The following is a 16,368-nucleotide window of genomic DNA, read 5'->3' on the forward strand; positions in this document are numbered from 1 at the left end:
CGGAGGATTTAGGATGACAGACTCTAAATTCAGAAAATCACGTTCCGTTTTTTCCGGAATGGCGTCATGTCTTGTGGCGGCCTCATTGACCGTGCTTACCGCAGGATGCAGTCTGGTGGCACTCGGAATTGCCGGGTCTCTGGGTAATCCTGACATGAAAAAGATTGATAATGCCAGGAATGTCGGGTATGCCGTGAGCTTCAGACTTAGGGAAGGTGCGGAAGATGTTTCCACCGAAGGTGATGCCGTACTGACGAAGAAGTCGGCGAACGGTACTTCATTTACGATGCTCACCACGGGGGAATACATCATTCTTGATATTGTCAGGAAGAAAGGCGGAAGTGTCTCCCGTAAAATGAGGGTGGTTGAGTATCCCGCCAGATCACTCTATGCGCTGGAGCTCAGTGTTCCTGCGGAAAAGAATACCCATAAGCGATATGCATACGCCTTCCCTGATGAAAGTACTCTGAGCCGTGCCATCGGATTTGCTGATTTTCACAGCGTGAAGGGGCTTTCCGGATATCTGCTTTCCGTAAAGGATGCCGACTGTACCAGACCGTCAAACGAGAACTATAAGGAGCTGGAGCTTCTTACCTCCTGCAAGGGAAGTGACTTCCGCTACGCTGTCGATGAGTTCGCCAACTTCGACAACGGTTTTATTTTCCCGAAATATTTTACCTATCGCGGGCCGGCATCCCAATCCCATGGTTTTGAGATTGAGGGCGTGAAGAACGTAAATGCCGCCAAGGTAAAATCATCCAATAAACTCCTGTCCGAGCTGGACAGGGATTTCAGACAGAAGCTCAACCGCGGGCTTGCGAAGGAAGCTGACGCATCTGACGTTGAGTTCATCAGAAAGCTTGCCGGTGACTAGTCAATAAAGTACGCATGCCGTATGTTACGGCTTCTATACTGCTTTTGTAACATTCATAAAAAATCCCGCACTCTAGTGCTGAACGCGGGATTTTGGTATGGCATCTGCCGGTTTCGGAGCTTAGTCCTCCGGTTCAGGATCCTTCTCGTCAGCGGTAACTGACTCGGCATCAATAATTGCGTTGTTTACCGGTCTGCCTTTTTTGACGCTCTTGTTTCCGTTTTCAAGAGGCATGTTAAGGGAAGCGGCCATGCTTTCGGTGATTGTGGCTCTGCAGGCGTAAAGCATGGACAGGAGATGCTTCAGAAGTCGGTCTTCGATGGCTCCTTCTCCTTCTTCATCCTGATCCTGCACGTTGTTGCCGTCATTTTCCGTCTTGGTTCCGAACAGCTGATCCTCAATGTTCTGCATTGACTTTGATGAAGCATTGTTAAACCATTCGGAATCAGGATCGTCAAAGTCCTTGATAAGAACAGACTCGGTGCTAGGCATGTTAATCTGCTGTCTCAGGTCGCCCTTAAGATAGATGTTTTTGCCGGTGCCGGTGTCCAGTTCATAGAGAAGCTCAGGATCGATGTTCTGACCGAGTTTAAGCTGCTTGACGCCTTCTTCATTCTGCAGTTTGTTGTCCTCGAGAACCCTGTCGATGGAATCTCTGGTTGAAACGAGTATTTCTTCAGCGAACTTTGCAATGTCCTTGCGCATGTTGTTAAGGGAATTGTCAAGATTCCTTATTTTCAGCGTGCTTATGAAGGACTGCTTCAGCTGTGTTTCTCCGGCGGTAAACGGATACTGCTTGTTTCGTGCCTTATACCATGTGACAAACTGTTCTGCGGAATCGTTAAGTTCCTCAAAATGCTTGTCTATTTCGGTTGAGGCTGTTGTCATAAGCTGGTGAAGTTCCTTCAGCCCGTTGTTTTTTATGGACTGAATTTCCTTAAGGGTGCCAAGCTTGTATTTGACACCGCCGATAAGTTCGGCCTCAATCTTCACCTGTCCCGCGGCACTCAATCTGGCCATTTCCAGATACTGCTGGTAGCGAGGGTATCCGAATACGTATAACGCAACCATGAATACGGTCATGAACAGAGGAAGCATAATGGTCTTCCAGTTGCGGACAAGGAAACATTTTCTCTGTTTTACCCATTCCTGCTTGGAGTTTATCATTTTGAATTCGTCCCACGGCATGGTAAGCATGCCGAGCATCATGGCGACATGTGCACTGAACACGGCCATCGGCATGCCGATGAGCAGGGCTTTCATAAGTCCGTACCATGTGGCGTTTGTGAGACTGTAAAGTGTCAGGTCAATAAGCGCAACAGTGTAATTCAGTCCCTGAATGAGAATTACGAACAGATTGTTGTGGTAATCAGCGTTAAAGCTACCGAAGATTATGTCGTTTGCCTCTTTGAGGGATATGGAAGGTTCATACAGGAAATAACCTGAGGCGAATCCTGCCAGACCGCAGATGAGCGCAACGGCGAAGCGTCGGTTGAATCTGAAGAAGCTGATTTTGCTGTCAGCCTTCATAAGCCTGCTGCATCCCGGAACATTAAATACGGTATTAAGCAGGGCAAACAGGATGAATGACTGCAGGAAGATCAGTCCTCCGTTTTTGGCATGTGCTACCAGAATGTAGAACAGGATAGCTCCTGACAGCAGAAACATGAAAAGTGACGAAAGGTTCTTTCGCGTTGAATAAATGAGTCTGTCAGTAAATGAATGCGGACTGTAGTCGTTTTTTATTTCATTGTTTCTGTACACCCGGTAGTATCTGATGTAGAAGAAACGCGGAACGGCACCGAAAATGAAAATTATGAAGAAGGAAAAGGTGCATCTCGCGGAAACATCGGAAATGAAACCGGTAATTCCCCAGGAAAGCATTATGGCAATAATGAGCAGACCGTATCTCAGCAGGAGACCGTAGAATGATTCCTCAAGGTAAATCTGTTCATAGGATCTGGTAAAGAAGTTGAGAAGGGCACTGTCTCCGGAGAAAGAACGGGAATAAAGAGAATGTTCCTCGCCGCCGAGAGACGCATCCTCGTTTATGATGTTCAGCGGTGTGGTTTGGTTTTCAGCATTTTTTTCTGAGCCTGCGGAAGCAGGCTCGTTTTCCGGATTCTGACTGATTTTCACGGTTTCTTCAGCTGCAGTGCCGTTTTCGGACGCGATGTCGTCCTGACTGTTGTCTGTTGGTTTATTATACATGGCAGAACTCTGGGTATCTGATTTCTGGTTTAGCTGTTTATCGCGGATGTCAGGACTCTGTGACCCTGTATGAACGCAGTAAACAGAATGTTAATCACTTGAGGTGTATTTTATACTTATTGCGGACTTTTTACAAAAAAAGGATGGTTTTTACTGTTCAAAATACGAGGAAGGTTATACCTTATGTACGGTTAAAAAGGCATTCCGGAGAAAACACCATTCATTATGCGGAAACGGGGGGCGTGCCGGTAAAAGGCAAAAAAAATCCGGTCGTATCAGCGTGCATGACCGGATTTTTGCAATTAAGACATTCCGTTTCCGTTATAACTCAGAGGGAAATGTTGTCATCATTTACTTGAGCAGAGTTTCGAGTTTGTTCTTTTCCTCTTCGTAAAGTTTAACTGCCGCAACAATCTTTTCCCTGCGTTCTGAGATGTCCTTCAGCTTTCTAGCATTGACGCTCTTGTCCCAGTCCGTAGCCTTGCGAAGATAAAGCAACCGGTTGGAGTTCTTTACTCTTGTGAAACTTTCGGTAACGTCAATGGCTCCGTAGGCGTTCTCATGAGAAAAAGCTTTCTGACAGTCGGTGCGGCAGGAAATGATTTCCTGTCTCTCTTCTCCCGGTTTTAACGGAGTGAGGAAAGGATACTGGATGTTTTTAACACTATAGTACGGAACATCCCTTCCTTCGCCCTTGATTTCAATGGTCATGCTGATGTTCGTGAATGACAGCAGGTCGGTCTTGTTGCTGAACGTAAGGGAAATGGATTTCGGATCATCCGGTATTTTATCCAGTTTCACGTTTAACTGTCCGAGTTTGCTGTTTACATAGTCCTGATAAATCAGATCATCCAGATCGTAGCTGCGTGCCGGAAAATTATTTGCAATCTTTTCGGCTGCCTTTTGCAGCTTTTCAGTTGCATCAAGAATTTCCTCTGCCTTCTTACCATCATTGATTTTCTGAGTAACGTCACCGATATTTTCCATGTTGCGTCTGAGATCGCCCTTGGCTGCATTGATGAGTTCGTCATCGCTCATGTTGCCCATGGTTTTGTTTATGAAAGACGTGAATTCTTCGTTAGGTCCGAAAAAGGCCATTAGTTTCTTTACGTCATCATTGTGAGCCTTTTCTGAGGTAAGCATGGCGGCCTTGATTTTGGAAATCGTTCTAGCGTTGATTTCTTTGTTTTCTGACTCCTTAAGCTTTTTTTCAAAAGCCTTGTATTCGCTTTCGATCTGCTTAAGTTCCCGTTCTGCTTCTTCTTTGTTACTGTCTGCAAAAGCAGGAATAGTTAGTCCGGACAGAAGAGCTGATATTGTCAGTGAAAGACCAAAATTTCTGATATTCATTATTTCTGCTCCTCATTAATTGAAATGCCACTAAGTACTTCTGCCTTTTTAATGGCTTCAGCAGATAATTTTCCGGTGGCTTCACCGATAACTGCACATGCTTCTTTTTTGCCGGCCAGTTCTTCGTAGTAGGCGGTTCTTTCCTTAACAAAATCCTCATAGTCCGGAAGATCCCAGATTACATACGGATCATGGTATTTATTATAGACGTTGATGCCGTATGTGCTGCCGTCAGCTTCATAGAAGGTTAACGAGCTGAGATGGCATTCATAACCTTCTTTCATTTTCCTTGCTGCATATGATTCAACTTCCAGTGTGGATGTTTCCCCCGGAGCAATACCGCCGGATATTTTGGTTTCACCTGCGTAGTTGTCGTCAACGGACAGGGAGAAACTGCTGAGGGACTGAGTGTTGCCGTTCTTTATGGTAACCAGCAGGGATTGGGCTTTGTTAGGATTGAGTACACAGGAAAAATCGATATTGCTGAAGAGCTCTGCATCCTTTTGGGCTTTCTGGCGTCTTTCTATTTCGAGCTGATTAACGTTTTCCTGAGGTTCCTGTGTTTCGCATCCGGTTTTGACGTTATCGGACAGCATGTGCATCTGAAAATTGATATGCTTCGAATTGAACTGACTGCTGATATAGTCTTTCTTCCAGTCATCCCTAATGATTTTCATGATTTCGGAAGCTTTTCTTCCGTCTATGATCCTGTTCTGAGAATCGGTGCCTTTGTACCATGACAGGAAGGCTATCTTGTCCTCACTGTCATAGCTTTTCACCACGTCAACAAGACTTTTATTCTGTTCTTCCTTATTGCCGCTGAGGTCAAGAGTCGGATCCCCGCATCCTGTGAGAAAAAGCGGCAGGCATGCGCCGAACGCAGGTAATAATTTACTGATGTTCACGTTTTTTCCTTTGTCGTTTTATAATCTGTTCTAACCTGTTGTGTTAAAGTTTGCCGGACATCAGAGACTGATGTTTCTGCGGACTGCAGTTTTTGGCTGTTCAGCAGTTGAGGCGGGGGCCGGTACTGCCGGAGTTGCGGTTGTTTCGGTTTTTACAGTTTTCTGTACCGTTCCTGCAGTGACGGTTCCTGCTGATGCGGCTTCCGACTTCTTTTTTACGTTTGCGGCTTTAGCCAGAGCAAGACGTCTTTTTCTTTCTTCATCAGCTTTTTTCTGTTTTTCGGCAAGGAGCTGTTTCTGTTTTTTATCCTTGATGAGAGCTTTTACGTCCTCATTGAGTTTTTTCCAGTCCTCAACGGCGTATTTCTGCTTTTCTGATTCAAGAATATCCTCACATCCCTTTTGAGTAAAACAAGTGTATTCGGCTACGTCTTGCAGAACTCCGTTAGGTGTGTATGCAAAAATGTTAAGCTCAAAATATGCGTTATCGTGGCTGAGTAAAGGACTGAAACTGAATGTGTATACGCCAAGTCTGTGAATGTAGTCTGATGTATTGATTTCCGGCAGATTTGAGATCGCCTCCTTCATTTCGTCCTCATTTACGGCCTTGAATGTTTCCCAAGGCTCCCCGAGCTTTGATTTTACAGTAGCTTCGGTGTCGTGATTCAGACTGAACTGATGAACTTCCTCAGTTGAAAGATGTGTACCTGCGCATCCGGAGATAATGACGGATGAAGCCAGGGCACACAGCAGTGATGTTTTTTTCATGTTGTTATCCCGATTGAAAAATCAATGTGTTAATCATAATTTCTAAATTGTTGGCCATATCATGGCCGTAATATTGTATATTAAATGTGTTTTATTTGTTAATATTTTGGCATCAAAAACAAATAAATTTTTATCTGTTAAAACATGAAACGTTTTCATATTAAGTAAGTGAAGTCATACGCTGCAGGTAAATATGCCTTCAGTACCGTTAATCCGGAAAAATCATTTCAATTCAGCGGAATTTACCTTGTTTTATCCGGCATTTTGCAATGCGTTGATACAGGTGCGTTATCGTTATGGTACAATCAGAACAGGATTTTTATACTGAGTAGGGAATTCGGATGAATACCATTAAAGAAGTAGTGGAAAAGGAAATAGAACATCTTAAGGTTATGGCCGGTCATCTTGATGAGCCTGAGTATCAGAAGGCTCTGGATCTGATTCAGTCATGTGAAGGTAAAATAGTAGTTACCGGTGTGGGCAAATCAGGTCATGTGGCTTCAAAGATAGCGGCCACCATGGCAAGCACCGGAACACCTGCGTTTTTCGTTCATCCCGGAGAAGCCTGTCACGGTGATCTCGGCATGATTCAGGAAAAGGATCTGGTGATAGCAATCTCCCATTCCGGAGAAAGCTCCGAAATCATGACCATTCTGCCTATCGTAAAGAGCAGGGGAATTAAGATTATCACCATAACTTCTAAGCCTCAGTCATCCATGGCGCTGATTTCAGACGTACACCTGTGTACCTACATTACCGAAGAGGCTGGAAAGCTTAATCTGGCACCTACCTCCAGCACAACTGCCACCATGGTTTTGGGCGATGGTCTGGCCATTGCACTTGCCGAAAGAAATAATTTTACTCCGGTTGACTTTGCGGCAAGCCATCCCGGCGGAGCTCTCGGACGCAGGCTTCTCGTGCATAACGAAAATGTAATGCACGTGGGCGCAGAGATTCCGTTCACCGGACTCGACAACACTCTTGGTGAGGCTGTTCTCGAGGTCAGTGAGAAGAAACTTGGCTTTGTCATCGTGCTTGATAAGGATGGTAAACTTTACGGCGTATTTACAGACGGTGACATCAGAAGAGCGCTTACACGCGGTTTTGATTTCAGAACTGCTCTTGTAAGTGATTTCATCAGAAAGGGCTGTTACACGGTAAAGCCTGATCAGATGGCGTATGATTCGCTTGTTCTCATGGAGGAGAAAAAGATTACCGCACTAGTTGTCGTTGATGACGATAATAAGGTTGTGGGGGCCTTCAACATTCACGACCTGTTCCAGTCAGGCATAAGAAAATAGTGTTTTAAGACAGGGTATTTCCGGCCGGATTATCTCACATTTAAGCGTTTTCCGGTTCCGGAAACCGACAGGGTATAAAAAAGAGCGAACACCGCAGTGTTCGCTCTTTTTGCAATCATGTAAGTATAATTCTTAACTTACTGGATGTAGATACTGTCCGGATTGACAATTTCAGGAGTGGTTTTGTACCTGGTAATCACGCCGTCGGCACATACGTGCTTTGATTTGAATTTATGCAGGTTACCGTAACCGTTCTGATTAATGTAAACGGTGAAGGTCTGATTCGGATAGTTTCTGTCAAAGTTGATGAATGTCTGATGTCTTCCCGGAACCACATCGGCCACATAACCGCACACGGTCTGGAACTCCCCGATATGATGTTCGGCATCAACTGCGGAAATTCCCGCCTGAGCCGTAGAGCTCAGCAGTAGGGTTGAGAATATTAATTTGTTTTTCATGTAAGTTTCCAAAAGGAGATAAATATATATTTGTAATTATTATGAAATAGATATCATGTGTTATTCATGATGGCGCGGATTATAGCACCTTTTATAAAAATGTGATACCTGTAAACTTATTATTTTTAGGAGTCGGTGAATATTAAACAAAACATATAATAATGTAGAATAAGTGCTCGGTTATACTGAAAATAAGGCTTATGTCCCGTGTCGAAGAATCAGGCGGTTTGTGCTGATACTGACGGCGGAACCCCGGTTTTAAAGGGCTGATGTTTTTTTTACTTGATTACGTTCAGAACAGTCCCCATGTCTTTATATGTGAAACCAATTCAGGAGAAAAAATTATGTCTGAAGCAAAGAATCTGCAGAAAGAGCTGTTATGGGATTTCCCTGCAGCCTATAAAAACAAGGACAATGAGGCAGAAGCCGTAAATGCTTTTGCCGAAAAGTATAAGGTTTATCTGGATAACTGCAAGACGGAAAGGGAATTTGTAAACTATGCCGGTTCATTCCTTAAGGATTACGGTTATGTTGAATTCGGTTCCGTGGCCGAAGAACTGAAAAAGGGAACCAGAAAGCTTAAGCAGGGAGACAAGCTCTTCTTCGTAAACAGAAAGAAATCCCTCATTATGTGTACCGTCGGTTCAAGACCGATAAATGACGGTTTAAGAATTACCGTATCACATGTCGATTCCCCAAGGCTTGATCTTAAGCCTTTTCCTGTTTCTGAAGACAGCGGCATAGCTTATCTTAAGACCCATTACTATGGCGGTATCAGAAAGTACCAGTGGGTGACAATTCCTCTGGCTCTTCACGGCGTGGTGGTAAAACCTGACGGATCATCAATTAATGTATCCGTAGGTGAAGATCCTGCTGATCCGGTTCTTTATATTACCGATCTTCTTCCTCATCTCGGACAGGAGCAGAATGAACGCAAGCTCAAGGACGGCATAAAAGGGGAAGAACTTAGGGCAATCGCCGCAACCATTCCTTTCATCGATGATGAGGAAGAGGAAATAAAGGAAGGGGTAAAGCTTAACCTTCTGCGTCTCCTGAATGAAAAATACGGCTTTACCGAAAAGGACTTCCTAACTGCCGAGCTTTCTCTTGTTCCTGCATATAATGCAAGAGACGTGGGGCTTGACAGAAGTCTTGTGGGATCATACGGTCAGGACGATCGCGTATGTGCCTTTGGTGCCTTCATGGCAGAGCTTGAGACCGAAAAGCCTGAATTTACCACTCTTACAGTTTTTGCGGATAAGGAGGAAATCGGTTCATACGGTCCTACAGGCATGAGCTCAGACTTCATGCTCAATTTCATCGAGGATCTTACCGAGGTTATGGGCGGTAACGTCAATACGGTATTACGTGCCTCAAATGCTCTCTCAACCGATGTTGATGCCGCTTATGACCCCGTGTTTGCCGGTGTTTACGACAAACAGAACAGCTGTCAGCTGAACAAGGGCTGCGTAATCACAAAATACACCGGTGCCAGAGGTAAGTCCGGAAGCAATGATGCCAGTGCCGAGCTGATGGCTCTCGTGACCGGTATTTTTGACAGAAACAACGTAAGCTGGCAGATTGGTGAACTCGGAGCAGTGGATGCCGGCGGTGGCGGAACAGTTGCACTTTACATTGCAAGGTTCGACATTAATGTAGTTGATCTCGGAGTGCCTATTCTGGCAATGCATTCTCCGTTTGAGCTGGCTGCAAAGTATGATATTTACAGCCTCTACAGAGCTGTTCTTGCTTTTTACAAGTAATCTGAATCCGTCTGCTGTCAGCCCGTAAGTCATACGCAGACAGTGAATCCGGAAATTCGGTGAGCTCCCGCAGGAGCCGGATTTCCGGATTGTTTTCATGTGCGGAGCATGAAACGGATCGTTATCTGATATTCGGTCTGACGTTCCGTCTTTCAGTGTATCCACATTTCATTTTTACAAACAGTCGGAAAAACGTATCCGAGTATGGTTTAACTGTTTCGACTGTCGTTCAAAAAAACATAAAACGTGAAGCGGTTTGCATTTTTATCTTGATAAAAATAGTTAATAGTATAAAATGCTTAAGATTTAACAAGATTTTTGTTATTGACGCATTCTTTTATGCCCAATAACAGAAATTTTATTTCATAAAGTAGTAAAAATAAGTATTCCGGAGGTCATCTTGACTCATTCTGCATTACTAGTGTTGGAAGATGGCACAGTATTCAGGGGTGTTTCATTTGGCGCTAAAGGCTGCGCCGTAGGTGAAGTAGTATTCAATACTTCAATGACTGGATATCAGGAAATTTTGACCGATCCTTCATATTCCAGACAGATAGTAACACTCACATATCCTCATATCGGTAATTATGGTTGTAACGAAGAAGATGAGGAGTCTCCAAAAATTCATCCTCAGGGTTTAGTAATCCGCGATCTTCCTCTGTTAGCTTCTAACTTTAGAAGTCAGAGCTCTCTTTCAGATTATCTCGTTAAGCACAATGTAGTAGGTATCTGTGACATCGATACCCGTAAGCTTACCAGAATCCTCCGTGAAAAGGGTGCTCAGGCCGGTTGCATTTTATCATGTGATGATCTGAATGAAGAAGAGGCCTTACGCCGCGCCAGAGAATTTCCTGGACTTAAGGGAATGGACCTTGCGAAGGAAGTAACCTGCGCAGCTCCGTATGAATGGACTCAGGGTACCTGGTCACTCGGTAACGGTCACAAGGAACAGAAGGCTGAAGATTTACCTTATCACGTTGTGGCATACGATTTCGGCGTGAAGAGAAATATTTTAAGAATGCTTGCTGACAGAGGCTGCCGTTTAACCGTTGTTCCGGCAACAACTCCTGCTTCTGAAGTTCTCGCAATGAATCCGGACGGCGTATTCCTTTCAAACGGTCCGGGAGATCCGGAACCATGTACCTATGCTCAGGATGCAATCAGGGAAATCCTTGATCACAACATTCCTACATTCGGTATCTGTCTCGGTCATCAGCTTCTCGGTCTCGCCAGTGGCGCCAAGACCGTTAAGATGAAGTTCGGTCACCACGGTGCAAACCATCCTGTAAAGGATCTTGCCGACAATACCGTAATGATTTCATCTCAGAACCACGGATTTGCCGTAGACAAGGATACTCTCCCTTCATGCCTGAAGGTAACTCACGTATCTCTCTTCGATGGCAGTTTACAGGGTATTGAACGCACCGATAAGCCTGCATTCAGCTTCCAGGGTCACCCTGAAGCAAGCCCAGGTCCTCATGACGTGGCAGGTTTATTCGATCATTTCATAGATTTAATTAAGGCAAATCGTCAGGGTAAGTAAATGGCAAAGCGTACAGACATAAAAAGCATCCTTATTTTGGGTGCAGGTCCAATAGTAATTGGTCAGGCCTGCGAATTCGATTACTCAGGTACTCAGGCCTGTAAGGCTTTAAGGGAAGAAGGTTACCGCGTAATTCTGGTTAACTCAAACCCTGCTACCATCATGACTGACCCGGAAATGGCTGATGCAACCTATATCGAGCCAATTACCTGGCAGGTAGTCGAAAAGATTATTGAAAAGGAAAGACCGGATGCGATCCTTCCTACCATGGGCGGTCAGACCGCACTTAACTGTGCCCTTGACCTCGAAAACAACGGTGTGCTGAAGAAGTACGGCGTTGAAATGATCGGTGCAACCGCTGATGCAATCGATAAGGCGGAAGACCGTGAACGTTTCGACAAGGCGATGAAGAACATCGGTTTAAGCTGTCCTAAGGCCGGTATCGCTCACAGCATGGAAGAAGCATGGGCCGTACAGAGGGAAGTAGGTTTCCCATGTATCATCAGACCATCATTCACCATGGGCGGTTCAGGCGGCGGTATTGCTTACAACCCTGATGAATTCGAAGAAATCTGTAACAGAGGTCTGGATCTTTCTCCAACCCATGAACTTCTGATTGATGAATCATTAATCGGTTGGAAGGAATACGAAATGGAAGTTGTACGTGACCGTAACGACAACTGCATTATCGTATGTTCAATCGAAAACTTCGATCCTATGGGTATCCATACCGGTGACTCCATAACTGTAGCTCCTGCTCAGACTCTTACTGATAAGGAATACCAGATTATGCGTAACGCCTCCATGGCGGTACTGAGAGAAATCGGTGTTGAAACCGGCGGTTCCAACGTTCAGTTCGGTATCAATCCGAAGGACGGCCGCATGGTCATCATTGAAATGAACCCTCGCGTATCTCGTTCATCAGCTCTCGCTTCAAAGGCTACCGGCTTCCCAATCGCAAAGATTGCCGCAAAACTTGCCGTGGGTTACACCCTTGATGAACTCAAGAACGACATTACCGAAGGCAAGACTCCTGCATCATTCGAACCTTCAATTGACTACGTTGTTACCAAGGTACCTCGTTTCAATTTTGAAAAGTTTGCGCAGGCAAATGATCGTCTGACCACTCAGATGAAGTCAGTAGGTGAAGTTATGGCAATCGGCCGTAATTTCCAGGAATCACTGCAGAAGGCTCTCCGCGGTCTTGAAATCGGTAAGAGCGGTCTCGATCCTATTGTTAAGCTTGATGCTGAAGATGCTCGTACCACCATTGAACACGAGCTCGAAGATGCCGGCGCTCACCGTATCTGGTACATCGGTGATGCTTTCCGTCTCGGCATGAGCCTTGAAGAAGTTCAGTATCATACCGATATCGATCCATGGTTCCTCGTTCAGATCGAAGAACTCATCAAGTACGAAGAAAAGATTGTTGAACTCGGTATTTCAGGTCTTGATGAAGATTTCATGCGTGCCATCAAGCGCAAGGGCTTCTCTGATATCAGAATCGCCAAGCTGGTTGGTACCACTGAAAGAGAAATCAGAAAGTTACGTAACAGACTCGGCGTGCTTCCAGTATTCAAGCGTGTTGATACCTGTGCTGCAGAATTCTCAACCAATACTTCATACATGTACTCATCATACGATGAAGAATCAGAAGTAGCTCCTTCAAACAAGAAGAAGATCATGATTCTCGGCGGCGGTCCTAACAGAATCGGTCAGGGTATCGAATTCGACTACTGCTGTGTACACGCAGCCATGGCTTTACGTCATGACGGTTACGAAACCATCATGGTTAACTGTAACCCTGAAACCGTATCAACCGACTACGATACTTCAGACAGACTTTACTTCGAACCTGTAACCCTCGAAGACGTACTGGAAATCTGCCGTGTTGAAAATCCGGACGGCGTTATCGTTCAGTTCGGCGGTCAGACTCCGTTAAAGCTTGCCCTTTCTCTGGAAAAGGCCGGTGTGCCTATTATCGGTACCAGCCCTGATGCAATCGACCGTGCGGAAGACCGTGAACGTTTCCAGCAGTGTGTTAACAGATTACATCTGTTACAGCCTAAGAACGCTACCGTATTCGCTCTTGAAGAAGCTGTTGAAGAAGCCAAGAAGATTACTTATCCTCTGGTTGTTCGTCCTTCATACGTGCTCGGTGGCCGTGCAATGGAAATCGTTTATGATGAAGTTGACCTCCGTCGTTACTTCAAGGAAGCCGTTAAGGTTTCAAACGAATCTCCTGTACTTCTGGACAAGTTCCTTGACAGTGCAACCGAAGTTGACGTTGATGCCGTATGTGACGGTAAGAACGTTGTAATCGGCGGTATCATGGAACATATCGAACAGTGCGGTATTCACTCTGGTGACTCAAGTTGCTCTCTTCCTCCATATCAGTTAAGTGCTGAAATTCAGGACAAGATTCGTGATCAGGTAAGAAAGCTTGCTCTTGAACTTGGCGTAGTAGGTCTTATGAACACCCAGTTCGCAGTTCGTGAAAACGAAGTTTACCTCATCGAAGTAAACCCTCGTGCCGCACGTACCGTTCCGTTCGTGTCAAAGGCTACCGGTGTACCTCTTGCCAAGGTTGCAGCCCGTATCATGGTAGGTCAGTCACTTGAAGAACAGGGTTTAACCAAGGAAGTTATTCCTTCATACTACTCTGTAAAGGAAGTAGTTCTTCCATTTAACAAGTTCCCAGGTGTTGACCCCCTGCTCGGACCTGAAATGAGATCAACCGGTGAAGTTATGGGTATCGGCAGAACCTTCCCAGAAGCGTTTGCCAAGGCTCAGCTCGGTGCAAACTCAAAGATTCAGAGAAACGGTCATGTTCTGCTTTCCGTAAGAAATTCAGACAAGCACCGCCTGCCTGAACTCGGTAAGAGACTTATTAACGAAGGCTTTACCATTGACGCAACTCATGGTACCTATCAGGTTCTTTCCGCTGCCGGCATCCCTTGCCGTCAGGTTAAGAAGGTATACGAAGGCAGACCTAACATTCTGGACTTCATGAAGAGTAATGAGTATAACTACATCATTAACACCACTGAAGGCAGAAAGGCAATTGAAGACTCCAAGACTCTCCGTCGCGGTGCTCTTCAGTACAAGGTAACCTATACCACCACCATGAATGCTGCTTTTGCTTCATGCATGGCCAACGATACCAAGGTTGATGAAACTGCTTCAGTTCATTCAATCCAGGAACTTCATGAACTGGTTCATTCAGGACTTAACATCAAGAAGTAATCCAAGGGTATCAGACGTTATCTGATATAGAGTAAAAGGAGTGCCTCAGGGCATTCCTTTTTTATTTGTTTTTTCTGAATCAGGCGTCTGTCAGTACATGATCGTAAATTCTGAAAATTAAAATTGTGTAATCCTGCCGATGTGTTAGAATTTTCGGAAATCAGTTCGGGAGCGTTACTGAAAGATGTTACGTCTGGCTGATGTCTGAACAGAGTGTCTGGAGTTCAGACCAGGACGTGTTTAATCTGACTGTTTCCCGTGATAAGTGTTCCGGTGTTGTTTATTGGGGATGTATGAGAGATTTTTTTAAGTCAGCGACTGCTGCCGTAATGCTTTCTGCCGTGTGTGCAACCTCTCTTTATGCTGGAGAAGGTTCGGAACCTGCGGCAAACTATGATTTCGGCGGTCATAGATTTAATGTGTCAAGCGGTGAATTTGATAACGAGGGTATATGTTCAGTTGAATTGGATGACATGCATCCTAAAGAATATCAGATTACGGTTGAAACAGTAAGCAGACCGTCTCTTGAGGATTTTACCGTTACGTTTAAGGATATGAAGCAGAGATGCAGTTCAGTAACGTTTATTGACAGTCAGGGCAACATCTCATCAGAACCAAAGGAAACCGAAGATCGCATATATCGCTTTGAGGCAAAGTGCTTTAGGGGAAATGGTGCCGTTAACGGATATTACGATTCAAAGCATAAGTTCTACAAATATACCCTTATTTATGCCATGAGTGATGAAGTTGTGAAAAAGCTGGCATCAGCAGGCATTACGGATCACATGGACAGGGTTCTCGTCAGAACATGTCCTTTCTACACAAAATAAATATACTTAGTATACCGGCACTGTTTATGATGCCGGACTATCAGAGACAGGTCTCATTACATTAGCGTTGTGAGGCCTGTTTTTATTAATTCCGGAATTCCGTTCTTTCATTTTGAATGCGTGGCATTGCGTTAAAAGGTCTGTTTGGAAGACTGCATCTGCAATTGCATCCAACCAAAGAAAATTTGAACTGGATGTTATTGTTTCAATCCTTCTAAGCGTGGGCATGTCTCTGCAATCATGAAGTATGGTTACATTCTGATTCTTAACGAAATGTTTCAATCCCTCTAAGCGAGGGCCTGCCTCTGCAATGGCGTAAACCTGTTCATGTATGGTAATTCAGCTTACACGTTTCAATCCCTCTAAGCGAGGGCCCGCCTCTGCAATGTAAATAACGTTGATACATCTAAGTTTGGAATTTAATAGTTTCAATCCCTCTAAGCGAGGGCCCGCCTCTGCAATTTACTAATCCAAGTATCAAACAGTTGCAGGAACTGCAGTTTCAATCCCTCTAAGCGAGGGCCTGCCTCTGCAATTCTACTTTCCGGGAAATTGCTGCGAGTACGAAGAGGGTTTCAATCCCTCTAAGCGAGGGCCCGCCTCTGCAATAGTAAACATTCTGAGGCCTTTATTATCAAGGGTTTTACGGTACTGTTTTTCTAACCTGATAATCAGCATGCGAAAATTATCATATAAAAAATATTCATGCAACTGAAAGTTCAGTAAAATCAGGCGTTGTTCACGTTTCTAACCTGCGTGGTTTTTGCCCATAAAAACGGTTAGAACAAGGCAATCATCTGTAATATTATGTTTTTTATTTAAATTTTAACAGTATATTCAGTTATTTATGTTGCTTATTTTATATTTTTCTAAAAACATAACATTGGCATAATGCAAAAAAATTGCAATAAGAATTTTTGTATGTGCTGTGAAAGAATACATCACCTGTAAGAGCACGTCCAGATACTTTTTTATTATATGGATCTGTTACTGAACGGATATGAGGCCTAAGAATTTATGACTTACATGGCTGCCTGCCGAATCAGGGAATCAAAGCATATTTATTGCTGTCACTAATTATTTTTCTGAACAGGTAAGTTGGGAATAACAGCTGAAGTC

The 16,368-nt window shown here is 44.5% G+C and carries 11 protein-coding genes and 1 CRISPR repeat array; of the genes, 6 read left to right on the forward strand and 5 right to left on the reverse strand.

Going from position 1 to position 16,368, the window contains the following annotated elements; all coding sequences use genetic code 11:
• Nucleotides 1-13 precede the first annotated feature (13 nt).
• Nucleotides 14-874, forward strand: a complete 861-nt coding sequence (locus QZU58_RS02530) for a hypothetical protein (protein ID WP_294494528.1) — start codon at nt 14-16, stop codon at nt 872-874.
• A 120-nt stretch (nt 875-994) separates the two neighbouring features.
• Here QZU58_RS02530 and QZU58_RS02535 read toward each other — a convergent pair whose 3' ends face one another.
• From QZU58_RS02535 to QZU58_RS02550, 4 genes are all read right to left on the reverse strand, one after another.
• On the reverse strand, nt 995-3,085 hold the full coding sequence (locus QZU58_RS02535; RefSeq protein ID WP_294494530.1) for a hypothetical protein: 2,091 nt from the start codon (nt 3,083-3,085) through the stop codon (nt 995-997).
• A 351-nt stretch (nt 3,086-3,436) separates the two neighbouring features.
• Nucleotides 3,437-4,435 (reverse strand): hypothetical protein, encoded by a 999-nt coding sequence (locus tag QZU58_RS02540; protein WP_294494533.1) that lies wholly within the window; start codon nt 4,433-4,435, stop codon nt 3,437-3,439.
• On the reverse strand, nt 4,435-5,340 hold the full coding sequence (locus QZU58_RS02545) for a hypothetical protein (RefSeq protein WP_294494535.1): 906 nt from the start codon (nt 5,338-5,340) through the stop codon (nt 4,435-4,437). Before QZU58_RS02545 ends, QZU58_RS02540 begins: the two co-directional genes overlap by 1 nt.
• A gap of 60 nt (nt 5,341-5,400) precedes the next feature.
• Entirely contained in the window at nt 5,401-6,108 is a 708-nt protein-coding gene (locus QZU58_RS02550) for a hypothetical protein (protein WP_294462735.1), read from the reverse strand.
• A 341-nt stretch (nt 6,109-6,449) separates the two neighbouring features.
• On the opposite strand from QZU58_RS02550, the gene QZU58_RS02555 reads away from it, so the two are divergent.
• Nucleotides 6,450-7,409: a KpsF/GutQ family sugar-phosphate isomerase gene (locus QZU58_RS02555; protein WP_294462736.1), complete on the forward strand. Its 960-nt coding sequence runs from the start codon at nt 6,450-6,452 to the stop codon at nt 7,407-7,409.
• A 137-nt stretch (nt 7,410-7,546) separates the two neighbouring features.
• Here QZU58_RS02555 and QZU58_RS02560 read toward each other — a convergent pair whose 3' ends face one another.
• A complete protein-coding gene (locus tag QZU58_RS02560; RefSeq protein WP_294462738.1) occupies nt 7,547-7,867 on the reverse strand; it encodes a hypothetical protein in 321 nt (106 codons plus the stop codon).
• A 344-nt stretch (nt 7,868-8,211) separates the two neighbouring features.
• Between QZU58_RS02560 and QZU58_RS02565 the strand changes: the two genes are divergently transcribed.
• From QZU58_RS02565 to QZU58_RS02580, 4 genes are all read left to right on the forward strand, one after another.
• Complete coding sequence (locus tag QZU58_RS02565) at nt 8,212-9,630, forward strand: aminopeptidase (protein ID WP_294494538.1); 1,419 nt, start codon at nt 8,212-8,214, stop codon at nt 9,628-9,630.
• Nucleotides 9,631-10,030: 400 nt separating this feature from the next.
• Nucleotides 10,031-11,173: a glutamine-hydrolyzing carbamoyl-phosphate synthase small subunit gene (gene carA, locus QZU58_RS02570; RefSeq protein ID WP_294462571.1), complete on the forward strand. Its 1,143-nt coding sequence runs from the start codon at nt 10,031-10,033 to the stop codon at nt 11,171-11,173.
• Nucleotides 11,174-14,419: a carbamoyl-phosphate synthase large subunit gene (carB, locus tag QZU58_RS02575; protein WP_294494540.1), complete on the forward strand. Its 3,246-nt coding sequence runs from the start codon at nt 11,174-11,176 to the stop codon at nt 14,417-14,419.
• Between the two features lie 293 nt (nt 14,420-14,712).
• Nucleotides 14,713-15,249: a hypothetical protein gene (locus QZU58_RS02580; protein ID WP_294494542.1), complete on the forward strand. Its 537-nt coding sequence runs from the start codon at nt 14,713-14,715 to the stop codon at nt 15,247-15,249.
• Nucleotides 15,250-15,451: 202 nt separating this feature from the next.
• Nucleotides 15,452-15,858: a CRISPR direct-repeat array (repeat unit 25 nt; unit sequence GTTTCAATCCCTCTAAGCGAGGGCC).
• The last annotated feature ends 510 nt before the right edge of the window (nt 15,859-16,368 follow it).

Source organism: uncultured Ruminobacter sp., from assembly GCA_902764345.1.
Classification (GTDB): domain Bacteria; phylum Pseudomonadota; class Gammaproteobacteria; order Enterobacterales; family Succinivibrionaceae; genus Ruminobacter.

Bases quoted from the DNA above. Each gene is read 5' to 3' on its own strand.
- QZU58_RS02565 (WP_294494538.1), top strand. From the start codon at position 8,212: ATGTCTGAAGCAAAGAATCTGCAGAAAGAGCTGTTATGGGATTTCCCT.
- carB (WP_294494540.1), top strand. From the start codon at position 11,174: ATGGCAAAGCGTACAGACATAAAAAGCATCCTTATTTTGGGTGCAGGT.
- QZU58_RS02550 (WP_294462735.1), bottom strand. From the start codon at position 6,108: ATGAAAAAAACATCACTGCTGTGTGCCCTGGCTTCATCCGTCATTATC.
- QZU58_RS02555 (WP_294462736.1), top strand. From the start codon at position 6,450: ATGAATACCATTAAAGAAGTAGTGGAAAAGGAAATAGAACATCTTAAG.
- QZU58_RS02540 (WP_294494533.1), bottom strand. From the start codon at position 4,435: ATGAATATCAGAAATTTTGGTCTTTCACTGACAATATCAGCTCTTCTG.
- QZU58_RS02535 (WP_294494530.1), bottom strand. From the start codon at position 3,085: ATGTATAATAAACCAACAGACAACAGTCAGGACGACATCGCGTCCGAA.
- QZU58_RS02560 (WP_294462738.1), bottom strand. From the start codon at position 7,867: ATGAAAAACAAATTAATATTCTCAACCCTACTGCTGAGCTCTACGGCT.
- QZU58_RS02530 (WP_294494528.1), top strand. From the start codon at position 14: ATGACAGACTCTAAATTCAGAAAATCACGTTCCGTTTTTTCCGGAATG.
- QZU58_RS02580 (WP_294494542.1), top strand. From the start codon at position 14,713: ATGAGAGATTTTTTTAAGTCAGCGACTGCTGCCGTAATGCTTTCTGCC.